This is a genomic window from Prosthecobacter sp. SYSU 5D2 (assembly GCF_039655865.1).
In the GTDB taxonomy this organism is placed as follows: Bacteria; Verrucomicrobiota; Verrucomicrobiia; order Verrucomicrobiales; family Verrucomicrobiaceae; genus Prosthecobacter.
Genome location: NZ_JBBYXL010000001.1, coordinates 161,515 through 182,974 on the forward strand (window position 1 = coordinate 161,515; position 21,460 = coordinate 182,974).

23 protein-coding genes are annotated in these 21,460 nt (G+C 60.6%); 6 read left to right on the top strand and 17 right to left on the bottom strand.

The features are described from left to right. The first annotated feature begins 140 nt into the window (after window positions 1-140). The gene (locus tag WJU23_RS00705; protein ID WP_346330600.1) at window positions 141-674 is read left to right on the top strand and encodes a cob(I)yrinic acid a,c-diamide adenosyltransferase; all 534 of its coding nucleotides are present in this window, start codon (window positions 141-143) and stop codon (window positions 672-674) included. Window positions 675-704: 30 nt separating this feature from the next. On the opposite strand, the gene WJU23_RS00710 is transcribed toward WJU23_RS00705, so the two are convergent. The 5 genes from WJU23_RS00710 to WJU23_RS00730 all read right to left on the bottom strand — a co-directional run bounded on the left by WJU23_RS00710 (window position 705) and on the right by WJU23_RS00730 (window position 7,449). Next, the gene (locus WJU23_RS00710) at window positions 705-1,088 is read right to left on the bottom strand and encodes a VOC family protein (RefSeq protein WP_346330601.1); all 384 of its coding nucleotides are present in this window, start codon (window positions 1,086-1,088) and stop codon (window positions 705-707) included. Window positions 1,089-1,197: 109 nt separating this feature from the next. Continuing rightward, the gene (locus tag WJU23_RS00715; protein WP_346330602.1) at window positions 1,198-1,863 is read right to left on the bottom strand and encodes a response regulator transcription factor; all 666 of its coding nucleotides are present in this window, start codon (window positions 1,861-1,863) and stop codon (window positions 1,198-1,200) included. Continuing rightward, window positions 1,860-2,960, bottom strand: a complete 1,101-nt coding sequence (locus tag WJU23_RS00720) for a DUF4118 domain-containing protein (RefSeq protein WP_346330603.1) — start codon at window positions 2,958-2,960, stop codon at window positions 1,860-1,862. Before WJU23_RS00720 ends, WJU23_RS00715 begins: the two co-directional genes overlap by 4 nt. A gap of 27 nt (window positions 2,961-2,987) precedes the next feature. After that, the gene (locus tag WJU23_RS00725; RefSeq protein WP_346330604.1) at window positions 2,988-4,940 is read right to left on the bottom strand and encodes a potassium transporter Kup; all 1,953 of its coding nucleotides are present in this window, start codon (window positions 4,938-4,940) and stop codon (window positions 2,988-2,990) included. 136 nt (window positions 4,941-5,076) lie between these two features. After that, the gene (locus WJU23_RS00730; RefSeq protein ID WP_346330605.1) at window positions 5,077-7,449 is read right to left on the bottom strand and encodes a copper-translocating P-type ATPase; all 2,373 of its coding nucleotides are present in this window, start codon (window positions 7,447-7,449) and stop codon (window positions 5,077-5,079) included. 132 nt (window positions 7,450-7,581) lie between these two features. Between WJU23_RS00730 and WJU23_RS00735 the strand changes: the two genes are divergently transcribed. After that, on the top strand, window positions 7,582-8,100 hold the full coding sequence (locus WJU23_RS00735) for an RNA polymerase sigma factor (RefSeq protein ID WP_346330606.1): 519 nt from the start codon (window positions 7,582-7,584) through the stop codon (window positions 8,098-8,100). Window positions 8,101-8,148: 48 nt separating this feature from the next. Here the strand turns inward: WJU23_RS00735 and WJU23_RS00740 are convergent, their stop codons facing one another. The 7 genes from WJU23_RS00740 to WJU23_RS00770 form a co-directional block, all read right to left on the bottom strand. Further along, the gene (locus WJU23_RS00740; RefSeq protein WP_346330607.1) at window positions 8,149-8,427 is read right to left on the bottom strand and encodes a TRASH domain-containing protein; all 279 of its coding nucleotides are present in this window, start codon (window positions 8,425-8,427) and stop codon (window positions 8,149-8,151) included. Window positions 8,428-8,469: 42 nt separating this feature from the next. Beyond that, window positions 8,470-8,718, bottom strand: a complete 249-nt coding sequence (locus WJU23_RS00745; protein WP_346330608.1) for a hypothetical protein — start codon at window positions 8,716-8,718, stop codon at window positions 8,470-8,472. Between the two features lie 48 nt (window positions 8,719-8,766). After that, entirely contained in the window at window positions 8,767-10,878 is a 2,112-nt protein-coding gene (locus tag WJU23_RS00750; RefSeq protein ID WP_346330609.1) for a multicopper oxidase domain-containing protein, read from the bottom strand. 103 nt (window positions 10,879-10,981) lie between these two features. Continuing rightward, a complete protein-coding gene (locus WJU23_RS00755; RefSeq protein ID WP_346330610.1) occupies window positions 10,982-11,353 on the bottom strand; it encodes a hypothetical protein in 372 nt (123 codons plus the stop codon). Between the two features lie 96 nt (window positions 11,354-11,449). Continuing rightward, window positions 11,450-12,064, bottom strand: coding sequence for a redox-sensing transcriptional repressor Rex (locus WJU23_RS00760; RefSeq protein ID WP_346330611.1), 615 nt, complete (start codon window positions 12,062-12,064; stop codon window positions 11,450-11,452). Between the two features lie 34 nt (window positions 12,065-12,098). Further along, window positions 12,099-13,172, bottom strand: a complete 1,074-nt coding sequence (gene rsmH, locus WJU23_RS00765; RefSeq protein WP_346330612.1) for a 16S rRNA (cytosine(1402)-N(4))-methyltransferase RsmH — start codon at window positions 13,170-13,172, stop codon at window positions 12,099-12,101. After that, window positions 13,162-13,506, bottom strand: coding sequence for a nucleotide pyrophosphohydrolase (locus WJU23_RS00770; RefSeq protein WP_346330613.1), 345 nt, complete (start codon window positions 13,504-13,506; stop codon window positions 13,162-13,164). The genes rsmH and WJU23_RS00770 overlap by 11 nt, the downstream gene beginning before the upstream one ends. Before the next feature lie 79 nt (window positions 13,507-13,585). Between WJU23_RS00770 and WJU23_RS00775 the strand changes: the two genes are divergently transcribed. From WJU23_RS00775 to WJU23_RS00785, 3 genes are all read left to right on the top strand, one after another. After that, window positions 13,586-14,230 (top strand): hypothetical protein, encoded by a 645-nt coding sequence (locus WJU23_RS00775; RefSeq protein ID WP_346330614.1) that lies wholly within the window; start codon window positions 13,586-13,588, stop codon window positions 14,228-14,230. Between the two features lie 81 nt (window positions 14,231-14,311). Continuing rightward, window positions 14,312-16,033 (top strand): dihydroxy-acid dehydratase, encoded by a 1,722-nt coding sequence (ilvD, locus tag WJU23_RS00780; RefSeq protein ID WP_346330615.1) that lies wholly within the window; start codon window positions 14,312-14,314, stop codon window positions 16,031-16,033. Window positions 16,034-16,253: 220 nt separating this feature from the next. Next, window positions 16,254-17,480 carry a hypothetical protein gene (locus tag WJU23_RS00785; protein ID WP_346330616.1) on the top strand — a complete coding sequence of 409 codons (1,227 nt, stop codon included), beginning with the start codon at window positions 16,254-16,256 and terminating at the stop codon, window positions 17,478-17,480. Window positions 17,481-17,504: 24 nt separating this feature from the next. Here the strand turns inward: WJU23_RS00785 and WJU23_RS00790 are convergent, their stop codons facing one another. From WJU23_RS00790 to WJU23_RS00810, 5 genes are all read right to left on the bottom strand, one after another. Beyond that, entirely contained in the window at window positions 17,505-18,029 is a 525-nt protein-coding gene (locus tag WJU23_RS00790; protein WP_346330617.1) for a GNAT family N-acetyltransferase, read from the bottom strand. 102 nt (window positions 18,030-18,131) lie between these two features. Then, entirely contained in the window at window positions 18,132-18,524 is a 393-nt protein-coding gene (locus WJU23_RS00795; RefSeq protein ID WP_346330618.1) for a hypothetical protein, read from the bottom strand. Window positions 18,525-18,692: 168 nt separating this feature from the next. Then, a complete protein-coding gene (gene sucC / locus WJU23_RS00800; RefSeq protein ID WP_346330619.1) occupies window positions 18,693-19,883 on the bottom strand; it encodes an ADP-forming succinate--CoA ligase subunit beta in 1,191 nt (396 codons plus the stop codon). Window positions 19,884-20,050: 167 nt separating this feature from the next. Next, window positions 20,051-20,422 (bottom strand): metallopeptidase family protein, encoded by a 372-nt coding sequence (locus WJU23_RS00805; protein WP_346330620.1) that lies wholly within the window; start codon window positions 20,420-20,422, stop codon window positions 20,051-20,053. A gap of 13 nt (window positions 20,423-20,435) precedes the next feature. Next, window positions 20,436-20,900 carry a hypothetical protein gene (locus WJU23_RS00810; RefSeq protein WP_346330621.1) on the bottom strand — a complete coding sequence of 155 codons (465 nt, stop codon included), beginning with the start codon at window positions 20,898-20,900 and terminating at the stop codon, window positions 20,436-20,438. 90 nt (window positions 20,901-20,990) lie between these two features. On the opposite strand from WJU23_RS00810, the gene WJU23_RS00815 reads away from it, so the two are divergent. Continuing rightward, complete coding sequence (locus WJU23_RS00815) at window positions 20,991-21,428, top strand: DUF2452 domain-containing protein (RefSeq protein WP_346330622.1); 438 nt, start codon at window positions 20,991-20,993, stop codon at window positions 21,426-21,428. The last annotated feature ends 32 nt before the right edge of the window (window positions 21,429-21,460 follow it).

Here is a 21,460-nt window from a genome sequence, read left to right on the forward strand (position 1 = left end):
ATGGAGCGCCGACGATCCGTCGCCATCAAAACACCAAGGATGAGAATGCTCCAAGCCCCTCCTGTACATCCTGCCAATCCTGTAATCCTGTCTAAAAATCCCCGCCTACCCCGCCCCCTCCCGCGCGTAATCCCACCCCCATGTCTATAGCCACCCGCCGCGGCGACCAGGGGGAGACCGACCTCCTCTTCGGCCAGCGCCTCCTCAAATCCCACCCCCGAGTCCACGCCCTTGGTGCCGTGGATGAGCTCAACGCCGCGCTCGGCCCCCTCCGCATCACCGCGTTGAAACCGGAAACCCGCGAAATCGTCGTCCGCGTCCAGCCCCTCCTCATCACCCTCATGGGGGAGCTCGCCACCCCGCCCGGCATGGAGGCCCGCTACGCCGCCACCCACACCCCTTTCACAGCTGACCACACCACCTGGCTGGATGAATGCGTCGCCACCCTGGAGGCCGGCGGTGCCCTCCAGTTCAAAGGCTGGGCCCTCCCTGGCGAGGCCGGCGTCCTCAGCGCCGCCCATGCCGACCTTGCCCGCACCGCCTGCCGCCGTGCCGAGCGCCACCTCGTAGACCTCACCTCCACCCCCCAGGAGCTCCCCAACCCCGAGCCCCTCCGCTTCCTCAACCGCCTCGCCGACGTCCTCTGGCTCCTCGCCCGCTGGGAGGAGAAATGATAAGAAGCGGGACTTGCCCCACGTCCCCCATCACCCATGCCCCGGCTTGCGCTTGTGGATGCAGATTGAATTCCCATCGGGATCGGCAACGAGCACCATGTGGCACACAGGGGATTCATAAGGACCAAAGTAGATGTTCACGTTGTTCTCACGCAGCCACTGCACGGACGCTTCAAAGTCCTCCACCTCCAGGGCCACGCCGCCACCGTCCTTGCTAGGCTTCCACATATCCCCACCGACGCATAGGGCCAGCACATGCGGCCCCACCTCATACTCCACCCAGTCCGGCTTTTCCGGATCCTCGCCAAACGTCGAAGCAATCTTCAGGTTCAGCACCTTTTCATAAAACGTGCGCGCCCGGTCCATGTCTGTGACGCTGTATCCGGTAAAAGCAAATTCAGTGACTTTGATCATGATGTCAGTGGAGTTTGGATGAGGTGTTCGACAGACCCGCAAAAGGCTGCCTCAAGGTTTTCGAATAACCAAATGATTTTGCATGTTTGAAGTCACGCAAAAAGGGCACTCACTCCGCCTCAAGCCGGTAGCCTATACCAGGTTCATTCACGATTCGCGGCCCGGCCTCACCCAGTTTCTTGCGCAGGTGGTTGATATGTACGCGCAGTCCCTCACTGGAATCAGTGAACTGCCCGGCCCACACCTGACGGGTGATCTGGCCCTGCGTGAGGATACGCCCGGCATGCTCAGCCAGTACCTTTAGCAGGGTGAATTCCGTGGGCGTCAGCTTCAACGGCACATCATTCAGCGTCACCTCATGGTGCAGCAGATCCAGCGTCAGCGGCCCGGCAATGATCTGCGGGCTCTGGCGGGTGAAACGGCGGCGCTGGATGACCTTCAGCCGTGCCAGCAGTTCCCCGGTGCCAAAGGGTTTAGTCACATAGTCATCCGCCCCGGCCTCCAGCGCTTCCACTTTCACCGCCTCCTGGTCGCGCACACTCAGGATCAGCACGGGTACATCGCTCCATTCGCGCAGCCTTTTCAGCACTTCCGTGCCGGCCATGCCCGGCAGGCCTAGATCCAGCAGTACCACGTCTGGACGTTGCAGCGCGGCCTCGTTCAGCCCCAGCGGACCGTCTGCCGCTTCGCAGACTTTGTAGTCGTGAGATTCCAGCACCATGCGCAGCAGGCGGCGCATCTGGGTTTCGTCATCAATGATCAGAGCGGTGCTCATGGCAGGGACAGGGTAGGACGGGATTGAACAGGCAGCCACAGGGTGAATTCAGCACCGCCTTCGGAAGGGTTCATCGCCTCAATGCCTCCCTTCATCGCCTGCATCAGCCCACGGGAGATCGTCAGGCCCAGCCCGGTGCCTCCGGCGGGCGATTGAGGCGCGCGGTAAAACTTTTCAAACACCTGCGCCTCGCCGCCCGCTGGCAGACCGGGGCCGTGATCACGAACGCTTAATTGCAGAACATCGTTTTCCACCATCGCACGCAGCTCGATTTCCGTCCCTGTCGGAGCATACAGCGTCGCATTGTGCAGCACATTGCCCAGGGCCAGCGCCAGCAGCCGGCTGTCCAGCTTCAGCAGGGGCAGATCAGCAGGCACCGTCACCTTCAGCACATGGCCAGCCAGTTCCCGTTGCAGCGGTGCCGTGGCCGCATGGATCACATCGTCTGCCTCGCACCAGTCCGGCTGCGGCCTCAGCGCTTCGGATTCGATGCGGCTCATCTCCAGGAAGTTTTCGATGATACGCTGCAACCGTCGTGAGGCTGTGTCTATCTCCTCAGCAAAAGGATTCCCCGGGCCCAGCCCATCCACCGCTGCGCGGATGATGGCGATGGGCGTCTTCAGTTCATGGGACACACTGTCCAGAAGGATGCGATGCAGACGCTCAGATTCGGCCATCAATTCAGCATGATGTTTTTCCGCCAGGAGCTGCTCCTTCTCCCGATGATGCATTTCCAGTGCCTCCTCCCGCTCATGCAGCCGCGTCGTCAGATGGCCCATGCTCAAGGCGGCTGCAAAGAACAGGATAAACATCGCCACATCCTGCGGTTCATCGATGTGCAGGGTAAAGATCGGCGGAATGAAAATGAAATTCCACACCGCCGCGCTCAGCAGCGTCATCATCAACACCGGGCCCCGTCTCCAGCGCACGCCCATCAGCACGATGGCGGTCAGGAACACCAGTGCCGAAAAAAGATAGCCTGTATAGGGCAGCAGCAGCCAGCAAGCAGAGGCCAGCAAAAAGATGAGCATCACGCCCCAGCTATACTGGCCTATTACCGCCGCCGGCACAGGCCGACGTTCAGCTGGTTCCGGCATAGGGTTGGGTTTCATCGCGGCACCTCGTCAGATCTGTACTTGCTGCCCCAGTTCGATCACCCGGTCCACCGGGATTTGAAAATACGTCGTCGGCTGCTGCGCCAGCCGGCTGGCCAGGGCAAAGGTCTGCTCGCGCCACTTGGCCATCCCTGGATGAGCGCTCGGCACGATGGTTTCGCGGCCCAGGAAGAAGGTTGTCTTTTCCACCGTCACCTCCAGCCCCTTCGCCGTGCACTGGCGCAGCAGGCGCGGCACGTCCGGCTTCTGCATGAAGCCAAATTTGCCCGTCACCCGCCAGAAGCCTGCGCCCAGCGCCTCCACCTCCAGCCGCTGGCTGGCAGGCACCCAGGGTTCATCCGTCACCGTCATGGTCACAAAAATCACCCGCTCATGCAGCGCCCCATAATGTTTCAAACTATGCAGTAGCGCCACCGGAGCGCGGCCCTGCGTGCTCACCATGAAGATGGCTGTGCCCGGGACAATGACCGGTGGCCGCCTCTTCAGGCTCTCCACCAGCGTCTCCTGGCTCAGCGCACTCACTTCCAGCCTTTCCTTTACCAGCCGCCGCCCGGTGGCCCAGGTCGTCATCAGCGCGAACAGTACCGCCCCCACCGCCAGCGGAAACCAGCCACCGTCAAAAAACTTCAGCAGGTTAGCACTCAGGAACGCCAGTTCGATCACGCCAAAAAGACCGCATAACAACAAGGATGACCACATCGGCCAATGCCACAGATGCCGCGCTACAAAGTAAAACAGCACTGTCGTGATCAGCATCGTCATCGTCACCGCCACACCATAGGCCGCCGCCAGGTTGGACGATGTCTGGAAGGTAAACACCAGTGCCAGGCAGGCCAGCATCAGCAGCCAGTTCACCAGCGGAATGTAGATCTGCCCCTGCGCATGTTCAGACGTGTGCCGGATGCTCAGGCGCGGCAGATAACCAAGCTGCACCGCGCTCAGCGTCAGTGAATACGTCCCCGTGATCAGCGCCTGCGATGCGATCACCGTCGCCGCCGTGGCCAGCAACACCAGCGGCAGCGTCGCCCAATCCGGAGCCATTTGGAAGAACGGTGCTTCCGCCAGTTCCGGCTGCCTCAGCAGAAGCGCCCCCTGACCCAGGTAGTTCAGCGCCAGCGCAGGCAGCACCAGGATGAACCACCCGCGCCGGATCGGACTGCGGCCAAAGTGACCCATGTCCGCATACAGCGCTTCCCCACCTGTCACCGCCAGGAAAACCGACCCCAATATCACAAACGCCGCCGACCCGCCTTCAAGTAAAAAGCTCAGCCCATGCCATGGATTAAATGCCGCCAGGATCTCCGGCCCCGCAACCAGATGCCGCGCCCCCAGCACCCCCAGAGTCACAAACCACAGCCCCGTCACCGGCCCAAAAAACCGCCCTACCCGTGCTGTCCCCAGGAACTGCACTGAGAACAGAAGAATCAAAATCACCGAGGTGATGCCAATGATCAGCCACTGCATCTGCTGGTCCCAAAGCGCCGCCTCTGCAATGCCCGTCGGCCCCGCTCCCAGCAGTCCGCCCGCCTTCAGCCCCTCCACCGCACTGAGTACCGAAATGGCCGGCGTAATGATGCCATCCCCAAACAGCAATGCCGCCCCGCACAGTCCGAGCATGACAATCACCGTCCGCCGTTTCGACTTCTCTCCGAGCTTATGCGCCGCCAACGTCATCAGCGAAAGCACCCCGCCCTCTCCCTTGTTGTCCGCCCGCAGGACGAAGACCAGATACTTGATGCAGATCAGTAAAATCAGCGCCCAGAGGATCAGCGAAACCACCCCTAGTACATGCTCCGGTGTCGTCTCCACATGATGTGGACTGTGCGGGCTGAAACACTCCTTTAGCGTATAGATCGGGCTCGTCCCAATGTCCCCAAACACCACCCCCAGTGCCGCAATAACCAGCGTGAGGGTGGAGGTTTGGTGCGGGCTGCGGCGGCTGCTGTCCTTGGATTCGCTCATGCCCTCCCAGCCTCACTCACCCCAACCACCGCGCCAGTAAACGTCCCGCTCCTTCCCGTTAAGAAAGTGTGAAGATCCGAAAAGTAGCTCAGTTGGGCTCCAACTGAGATTCCCAGGTATTGCTTGCCCCCGCCCCTCACGCCTTCAGTTTCAAATGCCGCAGTCTCAGGGCATTGCCTATCACCGACACCGAACTGAGGCTCATCGCCGCTCCGGCGATCATCGGACTCAGCAGCCAGCCAAACCAGGGATACAGGAGCCCTGCCGCCAGGGGGATGCCGAGGGCATTGTAAAGGAAGGCAAAGAGCAGGTTCTGGCGGATGTTGTGCATCATGGCGCGGCCTAACAAAATGGCATGTACGATGCCGCGCAGGTCGCCCTTCACCAGGGTCACGGGTGCGCTCTCCATGGCAATGTCGGTGCCTGTGCCCATGGCGATGCCGACATCGGCTTCGGCCAGGGCGGGGGCATCATTGATGCCATCACCCGCCATGCCGACAACGGCACCCGGTTTTCTCATCTCGGTGATGTAGCGGTGCTTTTCCTGCGGGGTCACCCCGGCGTGGAAGCGCTGAATGCCCAGGGTGCGCGCGATGTGGCCCGCCGTGCGTTCATTATCCCCCGTCAGCATGACCACGGAGATGTCGAGCTCTTTTAACTGGGCCAGGGCATCGGGCGTGCTGGACTTGATGGGATCGCTGACGATGAAGACGGCTGTGGCCTTACCTTTCACGGCCATGTAGATGGCAGACTTTCCTTCGGCCTGATGCGGCATGCCGAGAGCTTCCAGGGCATCCACCTGGGAGATGCCCTGCTCACGCAAAAAGGCTGCCTTTCCGATGACCGTGGGCTGCCCCGCGACCTGACCGCTGACCCCGCCTGCGGTGGTGGCGTGGAAGCCGGTCACCTCCGGGAGAGTCAGGTTCTTTTTCTCTGCCGCCTGCAAAAGGGCATGGGCCAGGGGATGCTCGCTCTGGCGTTCCAGAGCTGCGGCCAGGCGCAGGGATTCGTCGGCGGATAACAAACTGCCTGGCAGCGTGAGCACCCTGGTCACTTCCGGTTTGCCCACCGTGAGGGTGCCTGTTTTATCCACTGCCAGGGTGTTGAGCAGGGCCAGTTTTTCGATGGCGGCCGCCTCCCGGATGAGAACACCCATTTGAGCCCCACGCCCAATGCCCACCATGACGCTCATGGGCGTGGCCAGCCCCAGGGCACAGGGGCAGGCGATGATCAAAACGGCTACGGCATTGGCAATGGCGTAGGCCAGGGCGGGCTGGGGACCTAACCAAAACCAAAACCCAAAGGTGATCACGGAGGCCGCCAGCACGGCGGGCACAAACCACGCGGCGATCTTGTCCGCCAGGGCCTGGATGGGCGCGCGGCTGCGCTGGGCCTGACCGACAAGGTGGACGATCTGCGCCAGCAGCGTATCAGCCCCCACGCGCTCGGTTTGCACCACGAGGCTGCCGTGCTGGTTCAGCGTGCCGCCCGTCACCTGGGCACCCTTTTGTTTCTCCACCGGTTCCGGTTCACCGGTGAGCATGGATTCATCCACCTGGCTGTTGCCTTCCACCACCACGCCGTCCACGGGCATCTTTTCACCAGGGCGCACGCGCACCTGCTGGCCGACGGTGAGGGAGTCAATGGGGACATCCTTATCCCCTTGGTCGGTCACGAGCCGGGCGGTCTTGGGCTGCAAGCCCAGCAGTTCCTGGATGGCGCTGCCGGTGCGGGCACGGGCGCGCAGCTCCAGCACCTGCCCCAGGAGAACAAGCACAATGATGACCGCGGCGGCCTCAAAGTACAAGGGCACCTGGCCATGTGCATCGCCCAGGCTTTCAGGAAACCAGCCGGGGGCCAGCATGGCTGCGACGCTAAAGGCATAGGCCGCGCCCACCCCCAGGGCGATGAGGGTAAACATGTTCAGGCTGCGATGCAGAAGCGACTGCCAGGCCCGCTGGAAAAAGGGCCAACCCGCCCACAGCACCACCGGGGTGGTAAGGGCAAACTGCATCCAGCGCGTGGGTTCACCGCTGACCCAGGCAGCATGGCTCCAGGCGGGCACCAGGTGGGCCATGGCGGTGATGAATACCGGCAGGGTGAACACGGCGCTCCAGATGAAGCGCCGCGTCATGTCGCGCAGTTCAGCATCGTCATCCGCGTCATCAGCCTCGGTCACATTCATCGGCTCCAGGGCCATGCCGCATTTGGGGCAGTTGCCAGGGTGGTCCTGTTGCACCTCAGGATGCATGGGACAGGTGTAGAGCGTCTTGCTGGCCGCCTTCCAGGCCGGATTGCGCTCCAGGGCCATGCCGCATTTTGGGCAGGCGCCTGGCTTGTCAGACTCCACTCCGGGGCACATGGGGCAAAAATACTTCGCCGTGCTGGGTGGCGTCACAGACTCCCCATGGGCGCTGTGATCATGCCCGCAGCAACTGGGTTTCGTAGGCTTGGGTGCAGCCTGGCAGCAGGGGGGTTTTTCGTCATGGGAATGGGAGTGAGGTATCATGGAAGGTCTGAGAGATGAGGTGAGAGGAGTGGGCCAATGGGCCTTTCATGAGTGCTCACGGATGACATTGAAAAAGGTTACACAGTGATTGCAGACAAATCTGTGCGTATCTTGGAGACTGCTCCGCCACCCATGTCCACGAATCCCCTGCTACAACATCTGGATGCCTTTCTCGGCTTTGCCCGTTCCCGCACCGGGGATCCCGACCTGGCGGAAGACTTGGTGCAGGAGTGCCTGATGAAGGCGCTCAAGGCAGACCACATGCCTGAGGATGACGAAGGCGTGGTCACCTGGTTTTATCGCATTCTCCGCCATGCCATCATCGATGCCCACCGTCGCCGCAGCACGCGGGAGCAGGCTTTGGAAAAACTGGTGCATGAATTGCCAGCCACCATGGCCGCCGAGGATGAAAAAGCGCTGTGCCAATGTGTGATGAAGCTGCTGCCTGCACTGCCACCGGCGGATGCCGGGCTGCTTCGTCGAATTGATCTTGAAGGCGAATCCGCCACAGCCATCGCTGAGGAGACAAATCAACGTGCGAACACCCTCAATGTCCGGCTCTTGCGTGCCCGCAAAAGGCTGCGCGAGCAGGTGCAACGCGTCTGCCGCACCTGTGCCACACATGGCTGCCTGGACTGTGACTGCCCATAAAAGATATCCGGCTGGAGAGGTGATCTCCAGCCGGATTTCGAGGAGTGCCTAGTTCTTCTTCGCCGCGTCCGTGACCATCTTGGTGTACTTATCAGGGTCCTTTTTGAAGTCCTTCAAGCAGGCTTTGCAGCAAAGGTACACATCGGTCCCGTTGTGAGTCACCTTGACCGGCTTGCCCATTTCACCGCCGAATTCCTCGTCAGAGACGACGCATTTTTTCAGCGGATAGTTGGCGGGCAGGCCTTCGGTGGTTTTTTCAGCAGCGGTGGCTAGGCCAACGCTGAGAGCAGCGGCGGCCAGGAGGGTGATAAAAGGGGTGCGTTTCATGTTCGTTTGTTCTGTTTATTTTTTGTTACTTGGTTAGTTAGGTTATCGAGAAAGTTTGGCCATGAATTTGGCAGGGTTCTCCTCGAACTCCTCCACGCAGGGTTCGCAGCAGAATTTTACTTCCTGGCCCTGGTGCACTTTGGTGACAGGGGTGCCCATGCTGCCCAGCTTGTTCCCGCTGACGATGCAGGTGTCCAGCGGGTACGGTTTGGCTCCGCCAGACGTGGCGCAGGAGGTCATGGCAAGGCCCATGAGGGCAATGGCAATGACGGTGGTGATTTTGGTTTTCATGTCAGGCATTGTTGGTTTGGTTTGGATTTCGGACGAAAAAGAGCCTCATCAAAAGCGGATAAGGACGCCGGCCCCGAGGCCGAATTCGGAATGGTATTGAGTGATCAGGGAGGCATGCCGGGTCAGCGTGTAGTCCGCTCCGGCAGACCACTCCCAGCGGGTGTTCGTGTCATACTCCACCTCGCCAAAAATACCGAGCCGCGGCGTGAGCTGGAAGCGCTTGGACAGGGCGATCCGTGCATCTCCCTCGCTGTCCATGCTCAGCTCCGCCCAGGCCATGAGCGGCAGACGGTAGTTGAAGCCGATGGCGGCGCGGTTCTCCACATTCTCCTCATTGCTGAAGCGGGCGCCAATGAAGGCCTGGAAATTCGGGTTGAAGTAGCGCTGGTAAAAAGCGTCAATTTCATATTCCGGTTTGTCCACCTTCCCCCAGCCCACCTCCCAGCCTAACAAAAGATCATTCTTGGGATTCATCCACGTCAGCAGCCCCTCGCTCATGTGGCTCTGGATGGAGGCTGCTCCCCAGACATACGCCATGTCATGGCCATGCTCCCCCAGGCCTCCGGCGTGGGCCAGGCTATGATCATGGCCGGTGACCGACGGTGCGTTTTCAGCGGCGGCCTCTGTAACTTTGTGCCCGGTCTCCTCATACCGGAACACCCGCGCCATGCCGCTCATCATGTGGTACAAAATGTGACAGTGGAACATCCAGTCCTTCTCCTCGTTGGCTTCAAATTCCACCGTCCGGCTCGTCATCGGCGGCACGTCCACCGTGTGCTTCAGCGGTGAGCGCGCGCCCTGGCCCATCAGCACCCGGAAGAAGTGCCCATGCAGGTGGATGGGGTGATGCATCATCGTGTCATTGATCAGCTCCAGCTCGATGATCTCGCCTTTCTTGATCGGCACGTAAGGTTCCTGCGCCATCGTCTTGCCATCGAACCCCCACACGTAGCGGTTCATGTCCCCGGTCAGGTGCATCGTGATCTTCCGGCGCGGCAGGTGGCGGGGCAAGGTGGTGTCCTTGGTGGACTTCAGCACACGATAGGGCGAGCCGGGCCGGGGCAAATTCAGCGAGGCTCGCGGATCGTCCTCCTTCTCCTCAAGGGCCAGCCGCAGCATCTCGTTCATCTGATACAAATTCGGCCTCGGCGGGTCGCTGGATGGCGTCAGCGCACCCTCGCCAAAAAAGGCGGAGGCATGGCCGCTGCCGTCCTGCGTGGTGGCCCGCAGCTCATACTGCCCGCTGGCGGGGATGGTGATGATGACGTCATAAGTCTCCGCAATAGCCATGAACAGCCGATCCACCGGCACCGGTTGCACCGGCGGCCCGTCTGCCGCCACGATAGTCATCGGCCCGGCGGAGGAGTGGATGTAAAAATACGTCGCCGCCGAGGCATTGATCAGCCGCAGCCGGACGCGCTCCCCCGGCCTGCCCTCGATCTTCGTGCTCCGCAGACCATTGACCAAAAAGGCGTGATAGCCCACATCCGAGACATCCATGGGCATCATGCGTGTCCATTCGCGGCGGAAGTAATCCTTCAGCATGCCTTGCTGTGCCGCGCCGAGGATGGACTGCGAATTTCGCCGCATCAGTCCAAAGTAATCACTGCCGCGCATGAGCATCCGCTGCACTTCATGCGGGTCAATGTTGGTCCAGTCTGAAAACAGCAGCACCTGCTCGCGATCCGCCGCCACCGGTTCACCGCCTTTTGGCAAGACCACAATGGATCCATAAATCCCGCTCTGCTCCTGCAGGTGCGTATGCGAATGATACCAGTAGGTGCCGGAATGCCGCATCTCGAACTCGAACGTATGAGTTGTCCCCGGCTGGATGGGCGGGGTGGTCACGTGAGGTACACCGTCCATTTCATTCGGCAAAAGCAAACCATGCCAGTGCGTGGAGGTGGTCTCATTCTTGAGCTGGTTATGCACGCGGATGCGCGCAAAGTCACCTTCACGGAAGCGCAGCGTCGGTCCGGGGATGCCGCCATTGATGGTTAGGCCGCGCACAGGTTTGCCCGCCGGGCTGACAGTTTGTTCGGCAATGTAGAGGTCGTATTCCACCAGCGGCCCGGTCACCGGGCGGCGGGTCTTGCAATCGTCACAGGCCAGGGCGGCCATCGGCAGCCAGAGGGCGGCTAAGGATAAAAAAATCTTCATGAATTCTGAGTCGTGAATGGTTTGAAAAAACCAAGGCCCAGACACGGTTGTCCTAAACAGGATCGTGTCGTGTGGGCACAGTGCGTCTGTCAGAGACGCGGACTCAGGTCAGCAGGGAGCAGAACAAGACCGGCAGCCGGACATGCGGCTGGGTCAAAGCCCCTGGATCCTGCCGGGGCATGTGGAACGTTTCGGGTTCCGTTATCTTCCGGGTGGAAAGTGCAAGTGCCTCTGCCTGTACGCTCCACTGAGGCTGCGCCAAAAGCTCACGCCCGCTGCCCGAAGGCGCCTGGACAGGTGCTGGGGCGGTATCATGAACAGGCGCGTCCACGCAGCCGCAGCCCTCAGCCTCCATAGCCGCGACCACAGCGCAGCAACTCATGCTGCAAACCGGCTCCGCCTCATCTCGCATCATCGCAGGCACAGGCAGCGCCTGGGCTAGAAGAGCGATGAAAAGGATGAGGGACCGGATCATGGGTGCAGTGAATCTAACGCATTACGTTGAATACGCACTCATAAGATCGCGTGGCTGGGCCATTTATTCCGCAAATCTTTCGATTTCTGAAAAAGCCTAACGAATGAAGTAGCTCAAATTCTCCAGCTCCACGGCCAGGTCCACGCTGTTCACCACCACATGCTCCGGCACATCTAGGACAGACGGAGAGAAATTCAAAATGGCCTGGATGCCGGCTTCCACCATCTGATTGGTCACACTCTGCGCGGCGCTGGCAGGCACGGCCAGGATGGCCATCTTTACCTGATTCGTGCGGATGAAGTCGCTGATCTCGGTGATGCCCAGGATGGGGATGGAAAGGTCCGGCTGGCGTTTGGGGGAAACGTCAAAGGCGGCCACCACCTCGAAACCCTCTTTGCGGAAACCGCCATAACGCAGCAGGGCGGAGCCCAGATTCCCTACGCCCACCAGGATGACCGGCTGCAGGCGGTTATGCCCTAGCACCTCGGAGATCGTGTTGCTGAGCACATCCACATTATACCCCAGACCCCGCGTGCCGAACTGGCCAAAGTAAGTCAGATCTTTGCGAAGCTGCGTCGGTTTCACTCCCGCAGCTTTGGCCAAAGCTTCAGAGGAGACCGTGTCCACGTCATTCTCGCGCAGCTTGCTTAGGCATCGCTGATAGATGGAAAGGCGGTAGATCGATTTGCGGGGGATGTCTATTCGCGGCACTCGTGAAAATTCACGTTGAAGACGCGTTTGTCAATCAGTGTGCGCGTATTGCCCAGCGCAGTTTGGCCGGGGACGAACGCGGATTTTGGCGCTGCTCCTCCATCCCGGCACGGACGACTTCCCGGGCCACGTCCGAATAAAGACCTGTATTCCGCCCTTCCTGAAAGGCCTTTTTCACCCGCCGGTCCTCCCCGGAATGAAAGGTCAGAATGGCTACCCGCCCCCCCGGTTTAAGGGCACCCGGCAGGGCTCGGAGCAGGCCGTCCAGGACCGTAAACTCCTCATTCACAAGGATTCGGATCGCCTGAAAGACGCGGCGGACCGTGTTGTCCGCATCCTCTGCCGACACGGATCGCGGCAGCCCCTGGCGGATGCATTCCGCCAGCGCCTTGGTGCGGGTGAGCGGTGTCTGCCGGGCGGTTTGATACAGATGCTCGGCCAGCAGAGCGGCGCGCGGTTCATCCGCATTCTCCTCCAGCAGACGCGTCAGTTTTTCCACACTCAGCTCCGCCAGCCATTCAGACGCCGGTTTGCCGCGCTGAGGATTCAGGCGCATGTCCAGCGGGCCGTCGTGTTTAAAAGTGAAACCGCGCGCCGGATTGTCAATCTGCATGGAGGACAGGCCCAGGTCAGCAAAAATCACGTCCGCGCCCTCATGCCAGCCCTGGTCCGCCAGCGCCTTGGTGAGGCCCGCAAAGTTGCAACGCAGCGCCGTAAAAGTATCCGCCTCCATCCCCCCGGCACGCAGCCGCGCCAAGCTTCTCTCCAGCTCGATAGGGTCCGCATCAAGAGACAGCAGGTGGCCGCCTGGCTGGAGCGCCTGCCACAGCGCGCGGCTATGGCCACCATATCCCAGGGTGCAGTCCACTGCCCGCTCGCCCGGCTGCGGGCGCAGGCATTCCAGCACCTCATGCACCATGATCGGCACATGCTGCCCGGCCGGCGTCTTGCCCGCCGCCAGCACCTTCGCCACCTCATCCGGATACTGGTCCGCATTCAGCTCCTTATACTTCTGGTCAAACCGGCGCGGATTCTTGCCACTGTAGCGTGGGCGGCGTTTATACGTCCCCGCTGGGGGCGTGAGGGGAGAGTCAGCCTCAGAGCTCATTGTATTTCAGATTGTTGCCCCGGGCCTTCTCCGCTGGGTAGCGGAGTTCATTGCGCTCCAGCTTGGCCTGCATGGCCTGGGCCAGGGGGATGTTCAGATTATGGGCAAGCTCAAAGAGCAGGATGCCCACATCGGCGATTTCATCGGTGATCTCGGCGCGTTTTTCGGTAATGACCTGCTGGGTTTGCTCCTGGGTTTTCCAGACGAAGTGCTGCATCAGCTCCCCGGCCTCCGCCGCGATGGCCACGGCCATGTCCTTGGGATTGTGAAACTGCTGCCAGTCACGGGCATCGCGAAAGGCACAGATGCGTTCAGTCAGGGCTTCAATGGTCATGCTTCCATGAAACACCGCATCTGCTCCGAGTCCAAGCAGAAGCATCGCCAAAAGCGGCGGCAGGCGTTAGGGTGATACGATGCATCGTTTTTGTCTCTGCCTCCTGCTGGCCGGCCTGTGCGCCTGCGGTCCTGAGGCCAAACCTACTGTACCGCCAGTCCGCTCCTGGGATCTGCTGGCTGCCGAAGCCGTCAGCCAATGGCAGCAGGCGGGCATACCCGATGAAGGAAAAGTGGAGGTACAAGGCACCGAACTCATCCTCCACGCAGGCCTGCCGATGACCGGGGCAAAGTGGACCGGCTGGACCGATGCGCTGCCTTCCACCGGTTATGCCATCGAGTATGAAGCCATGCGGGTGGAGGGAAACGACATCTTCGGCATGGCCACCTTTCCTGTCGGCAGCCATCAGTCACATGCCACCTTTGTCATCGGCGGCTGGGGCGGCACCGTGACCGGCCTCTCCAGCATTGACTTCCGCGATGCCGGGGAAAACCAGACGCGCGGGGAGCAGCGGTTTGAAAACAACCGCTGGTATCAAGTGCGGATCGAGGTGCGCCCGGAGGACATCCGTGCTTGGGTGGAAGGCCGCATCGTCGTCAATGCCAGCATCAAAGGCCGCCAGGTGACCCTGCGACCCGGATTCATCGACCACTGCCTGCCCTTCGGCTTCGCCACCTGGAACACCACGGCGAAGATTCGCGGGGTGAGGGTGGAGAGATTGTGATCCGCTACTGGACCTTGCAAGCAGCGCTGTTCCCCGCTTGCAAGCTCACTCGCCTGCTGGCAGGATGTATGCCCACCCATCATGGCCAAGAAAGCAGCATCCAAGAAACCCGAATCCCTCCATCGTAAACACAGCGCCATCGTCGTGGACGGTGTCGAGCGGGCGCCCAGCCGCGCCATGCTGCATGCGGTCGGTTTTAAGCGGGAGGACTTCCAGAAGTCGCAGATCGGCATCGCCAGCACCTGGAGCATGGTCACGCCGTGTAACATGCACATTGACCGCCTGGCCAAGGAGACGGCCAAAGGCGTGGATGCAGCCGGTGGCAAAAGCCTCATCTTTAACACCATCACCATCTCCGATGGCATCTCCATGGGCACCGAGGGGATGAAGTATTCCCTGGTCAGCCGCGAGGTGATTGCGGATTCCATTGAAACCGTGGTCGGTTGCGAAGGCATGGACGGTTTTGTGGCCATCGGCGGTTGCGACAAAAACATGCCCGGCTGCCTCATGGCCATGGCACGGCTGAACCGCCCCAGCGTCTTCGTTTATGGCGGCACCATCCTGCCGGGCTGCGTGGGCCATGAGAAAAAGGATGCGGACATTGTGACCGTCTTTGAAGCCGTGGGCAAACACGCCAACTGCCAGATCACCGATGCCGATCTTATTGACATTGAGGAGCACAGCATCCCTGGCGAAGGCTCCTGCGGGGGCATGTACACAGCCAACACGATGGCCAGCGCCATCGAGGCCCTGGGCATGTCTTTGCCAAACTCAGGCGCGCAGTCCGCCGTAGGTGACGACAAGCTCATTGACTGCTTCGATGCCGGCGCTGCCGTCATGAACATGATCAAGCTGGGCATCACCCCGCGTGACATCATGACGAAGGAGGCCTTTGAAAACGCCATCACCCTCATCATCACCCTGGGCGGCTCCACCAATGCCGTGCTGCACCTCATCGCCATGGCGCACAGTGCAGGCGTGAAGCTGACCATTGAGGACTTCGTCCGCATCGGCAAAAAGACCCCGGTGCTGGCCGACCTCAAACCGAGCGGCAAATACTTCATGAACGACTTGGTGAAAATCGGCGGCACCGTGCCGCTGATGCGCATCCTGGTGGAAGAGGGCCTCATGCATGGCGACTGCCTCACCGTCACCGGTCGCACGATGAAAGAGAACGTGCGCAAGTCCAAGATCGTCTGGCCGAAAAACCAGAAAATCATCCGGCCGCTGAGCGACCCGATCAAAAAGGACAGCCACCTCGTCATCTTCAAAGGCAACCTCTGCCCCGAAGGTGCGGTCGGCAAGATCAGCGGCAAAGAAGGCCTCACCTTCACCGGCAAGGCCATCGTCTTTGAATCCGAAGAAAAAGCGCTGGAAGCCATCCTCAACGACAAGGTCAAAAAAGGCCACGTCATCGTCATCCGTATGGAAGGGCCCAAAGGCGGCCCCGGCATGCGCGAGATGCTCAGCCCCACCTCCGCCATCATGGGCAAGGGCCTGGGCAAAGATGTGGCCCTCATCACCGATGGACGCTTCAGCGGTGGCAGCCACGGTTTTGTGGTCGGCCACGTGACGCCGGAAGCCTTCGTTGGCGGCCCGATCGCCGTCATCAAAAATGGCGATGCCATCACCATTGATGCCGAAAAACGCGCCATCACCCTCGGCATCCCTGCCAAGGAACTCGCCGCCCGCTTGAAAGCCTGGAAGCAGCCCAAGCCCCGCTACACCCGCGGCGTCCTGGCCAAGTATGCCGCCCTCACCACCAGCGCCAGCGAAGGCGCGGTGACGGACAAACAATTCTGACCAAGGAATCGGGGTTACCACAAGGAGTAGGGGCGTCTCGCCCCTACATGAGGGCGGGACGCCCTCACACCTTGGTGTGCCCCCAATTCCATTCGGTGCGGGCGGGACGCCCCCACTCCTTGGGCTGAGCCCTGGTCATTCCCTGTTCACATCTGGCATTTTCGTTCCAGAGGGCAGACAAAGCTTCCCTTTCACCACCGTGATTGGTTAGACTTCGCCCATGAACGACTCCCAGCAACCCTCCGGTCATCTGCCTGTTACAGCAGCATCCGCCCCTGAGACCGATCTGGAGATTCCCGTTGCCGAGGTTGAACTCCTTTCTGAAGAAGTTCTCCCCGTTCTGGACGCGGCCCAGCCCTTCCGGCCACCTGCGGCCTCCATTCCCCCTCCGCGCCAGCCAAATCCACTCGTCCAGGCCTGGCGTCGTATCGGCGGCGGTTCCCTCGCCGCATCCATCCTCATTCATGTTGGCATCCTCCTCGCTGGCGGTCTCATTGTCTTCACCAGGGTCATACCCGAAAAAGCCGTGGATTTCATGCCCGGTGGCGGCAGCCAGAAGGGTGCCCAGGCCTCCCAGGAGCTCGCCCACAAAGTCCAGCAAAAGCGCCGCACCACGCTCACCAAAAGCCTCCCGCGCCAGCGTCTCGTCTCCACCAGCCTCAATACCGCCTTCACCCTGCCGGACGCCCCTCCCAACCTTCTCGACCTTCCGGATGCTTCCGCCATGCTCAGCGGCAGCGGCAGCATGGGCCATTCCATCGCCGGCATGGGCACTGGCTTTGGCAAGGGCGTGGGCAGCGGCGGCATGTCCGGCATCACCTTTGGCCCCGTCACCATGTTTGGCATGGAGCTGAAGGACACACGTAACATCGCCGTCGTCATGGACGTCTCCCGCTCCATGACCAAATACCTCCCCGCCGTCGTCGCCGAGCTGGATAAAATCGCCCGCCAGAGCACCCTCGTCCTCTACTTCGGCTGCGGCCTCACCGAACCCAAAGGCCGGATCGAAGACGAAGTCCTCAAGGTCGAAGGCGAGCCCTTCGCCCGCTACTGGCAGAACTGGCAGGGCAAGGCCGGACTTAGACTGACCCCGGAGGAGCGCAAAGCCCTCATCTACGATCCCGCCAAGCCCATGCCCCTGGAAGCCATTTACAAAAAGCTCTCCGGCCGCCCCAACACCTATTTCATTGACTTCAACGGCATCGCCCACACCCAGTCCGCGCTCATGAGCGACGAAGTCATGAAGGCCGACACCATCTACTGGTTTGCCGACTTCATGGACGCCGTCACCGAAGACGTTATGACCTCCGTCCGCCGCAAGCTCAAGTATCGCAAGCAAAAGCTCATCATCCACGCCTCCCGCCGAGGCCGGTCCTTTGATAAAGTCGTCGAATCCCTCGTCAAGCCCCTCGACGGCCAGGTCGTCGAAGCCGAGGTGCCCAATTGATGATCCGCCCGTTGAAGCAGGAGCTTAAAACGCCCCCACCTCCCACCCATACCGCATCTCATTCAGGCAAAAACCGGGTTTCTGTTCCTGCTTCAGACGCCCATCCGGACGAAAGCCCAGGGCCTCATAAAACTCCCGGGCGGGCAGGTTTTCCACCAGCACCCACAGCGTCACCCGCACAAAGTCCCGCTCCGCCGCAAAGGCCATCGCGGCCGCTAGCAGCTCCCGGCCCAGACCCCGCCGCCAATGGTCCGACAGCAAGTAAATGGATGTCACCTCCGCTGCCCCCTCGCCGTCTTCATCCCGCGACGGTCGCAAATGGCAAAAGCCTGCCAGCTTCTCTTCCGACTCCGCCCCCGTCTTCACCGCCCCCACCCACACCGGAGCCCCCTCCTGCCCGCAAGCCCCCCGCCACACCGCCTCACGCGGCTCCACCTGTAGGGCTTGCAAATACTCCCCCGGCATTATTCCGGAATAAGCCACCCGCCACGCCTCCACCTGGATCTCCGCGATCCTCCGGGCGTCTTCAGGTGTGGCGAGCCGTATCATGGGAGCTATGGGAGGGGAAAGTGGGGCGGATGTAAAGGAGGGATGTGGGGGGAAAGAATACCGGATTTCCAGGGATTCTATGCGTCACTTTGTGAAAAGCTTTTATCCATGCAGGATTCGTCTGATTACCCTCTTAAACCAGGCGGGACGTGCTGCCTCCGCAGTACCTTGATGATAATCCTCAGCGGAAATCACTGCTTGGAGAACAGTCGCAAAGCACCAAGGTCTAAAACGATGTATTCGTCCTTCCGGCAGTGCCACTGATTCCACGAAAGTTGGATTATCAAGGTCACAGAGATAGTGTCCTTCAAATTCAGCGCTCTCAGAAAATTTGATCAACTGCCCAGAAGGTAAAATCCCAGGTTCCGAGTCGTCATACTCAGGTAGAATCGCCACAGTATCATAAGCCCATACAAAAGTCACCTTCAGGTCTTTGTTAAGGCGTCTCCATGAGCTTTCGTTCACCCTAGGTTCTGTAAGGGTGGCTTCGTCCATATTGAGAACTTAGCCTGGCATTCGTCCGGTGCAAAGGGCTGGCGGAAGTCCGGGGTGCATCGCATCACTCGGAGAGTGATTAATACTGTACGCCAAAAGCTCCGAGGTCGCCCCCGGAGCTTTGACATTTTTGACGGCCTTGCCCCCTGACCTTTGACAGGCCTGCGGTTACGCTGCCTTGCCCACGGCCGCGACGATCTTCTGTGCCGCGTCGGTCAGGCCTTCGGCGCTGGTGATGGCCAGGCCGCTGGCGGCCAGGGTGGCCTTGCCGGCTTCCACGTTGTTGCCTTCCAGGCGGACGACGAGGGGGATGTTCAGGCTGACTTCCTGCGCAGCGGCGATGATGCCGTTGGCGATGATGTCGCAGTCCATGATGCCACCGAAGATGTTCACCAGGATGCCCTTCACGTTCGGGTCGCCGAGGATGATCTTGAAGGCCGCCGTCACCTGCTCCTTCGTCGCGCCACCGCCCACGTCCAGGAAGTTGGCAGGCTCGCCACCGTGCAGCTTGATGATGTCCATCGTGCTCATGGCCAGGCCAGCGCCGTTCACCAGGCAGGCGATGTTGCCGTCCAGGCCGATGTAGTTCAGGCCATATTCGCTGGCGGCCACTTCGCGAGGGTCTTCCTCGGTGGTGTCGCGCATCGCCATCACGTCCTTCTGGCGGTAGAGGGCGTTGTCGTCGAAATTAAACTTGGCATCCAGGGCCACGACCTGGCCGTCGGTGGTGATGGCCAGCGGGTTCACTTCCACCAGGGAGCAGTCGCTCTTGATGTAAAGGTTCCACAGGGCGGTCACCAGCTTCACAGCCTGGTTGGCCTGCGCACCGGTCAGTCCCAGGGAATAGGCGATCTTGCGAGCCTGGTAGCTCTGCAGCCCGAGGGTCGGGTGGACGAATTCTTTGACGATTTTCTCCGGAGTCTTCTCCGCGACTTCCTCGATATTCATGCCGCCTTCGGTGCTGGCGATGAGCGCGTGGCTGCTGCTGTCACGGTCGAAGAGGATGGCAAAGTAGTGTTCCTTGGAAATGTCCACCGCCTTGGCGATGAGCACCTTGCTCACCAGCTTGCCTTCCGGCCCGGTCTGGTGGGTGACGAGGGTCTGGCCGAGCATCTTGCCGGCGATGTCCTGGGCCTCAGCAGCGGTGTTGATGACATGAACACCACCTTTGAAACCGTTTTTGAACGTGCCCTTGCCACGGCCACCCGCGTGCACCTGGGCCTTCACCACCAGCCCGGCACCGCCCAGCTCCTCGGCGATCTTCCCTGCCTCTTCAGCAGTGGAGGCCACCTTGCCCGGAGGCGTGGCGACACCAAATTTATCAAACAGTTCTTTGGCCTGGTATTCGTGGATATTCATGGAGCGGAAGTGGGGGAAAGGGCTGGTAAGTCCCCAGGGTCAGGGACGGGCGAGCATAGGAGGCAGAGGCGGGCGGTCAAAAGAAAATGACGAATGCCGGAATGATGAAGCACGAATTTCCTGCATTCTTCCCCTCTACGGGTGTTTTTCGGGTCCGGCCTGCCTGGTCATCCCAGCCCGCGCACCTCCACCTCATCCTCATCGTAGCCCAGGAAATGCCCAAGCTCATGCAGCAGGGTCACACGCACTTCGTCCTTAAAGACGGCCAGATTCCCCTCTGCGTAGTCCCAGAGGTTGTCCAAAAACAATCGGATGCGCGGCAGTTGCTCCGCCGAGGCAGGCTCCCCGTCCAGCAGGGAGCAGCCTTCAAAAAGGCCCAGCAGGTCATCTTCCAGCCCTTCCTCGCAGGCCCGGCAGTCCGCCATGAAGACAGCCTCGATCACGCAGGACTTTACCGCCAGGCGCACGTTGGCAGGCAGGCTTTGCAGCGTCTGCCGGATCACCGTCTCCGCCAGGGTGTCCAGACGTTCATCGCGCATCAGGCAGGGAGGATCACGGCTGGTCGTACATGCTGCCTGCGCGGCGGGCATTGAAACTGGTGCCGCCCAGTTCCTGCATCATGTTGCCCATCACCTGGTTGCCGATGCCGTTCTGGCGTTGGGAATTGTAAACCGAACCGGTGATGGTTCCGACACCCGGGGCTATATTTTGCTGGGGACGGTCAGGCGTGGGGATGGCATTGGCCTTCATGTCGCTTTCCACCAGGGCATGGCGGCTCCAGGCCATCGTATCCACCCGGTTTTGCACCCGGCGTTCCAGTTTAGATTTGGCCAGGGTGTATTCCTCCCCGCTCAGCTCTCCACTGCGGCGCTGGTCCTCCAGCTGCACATACTCCTGCCGGTATTCCGCACGTACGGTCTGCTCAAGTTCATCCAGTTTTTCCGCCGTCGGGGTACTGGAGACACAGGCGCTCAGCAGCACCGGGATAGCAATGAAAAGGGCAAGACGCGGACTCATTAATCGGACCATAACGGAGAAGCGCCGCCTTTTCAATCCAAACCGCGCCGCCCCGGCTGACGTAACGCTCTGTCTCCACTCCCGAACCCCATGGCGCACGACCCCATCGAAACCGACCTCGCCCAGACTGCCCCGCGTGGCAATTTCCTCCATTATCCCACCTCCCGGCTGGGTGCCAAAATCATCCCACAGGACCTCACCAACTTCAAAAGCCGGGGCGTTTCCCGCGTCGAGCGCGAGCTACAGCAGGAACTCATCGAGCTGCGGGAAAAATACCTCCAGGTCATTGATTCCTTCAACTGGAACAAGCTCATCTACGAGGCCCACTTCGGTTTCGAGCCCGTCATTGGTGAACAATATCACCTTTACGCGGTCGGCGGAAAGCACCACCTCAGCATGATTGAGCCGGAATCCTGGCATCAAAAATGGATCGGCACCTTCCGCCTGAACGCCGACGGCCGCTGGCAGCTCGAAAAAGTCGCCGATGATTTTGACCTGCGCGGCTGGATCACCACGAATGTGGAATGAAAAGAATGACGAATGAGGCACTCTGCGGAATC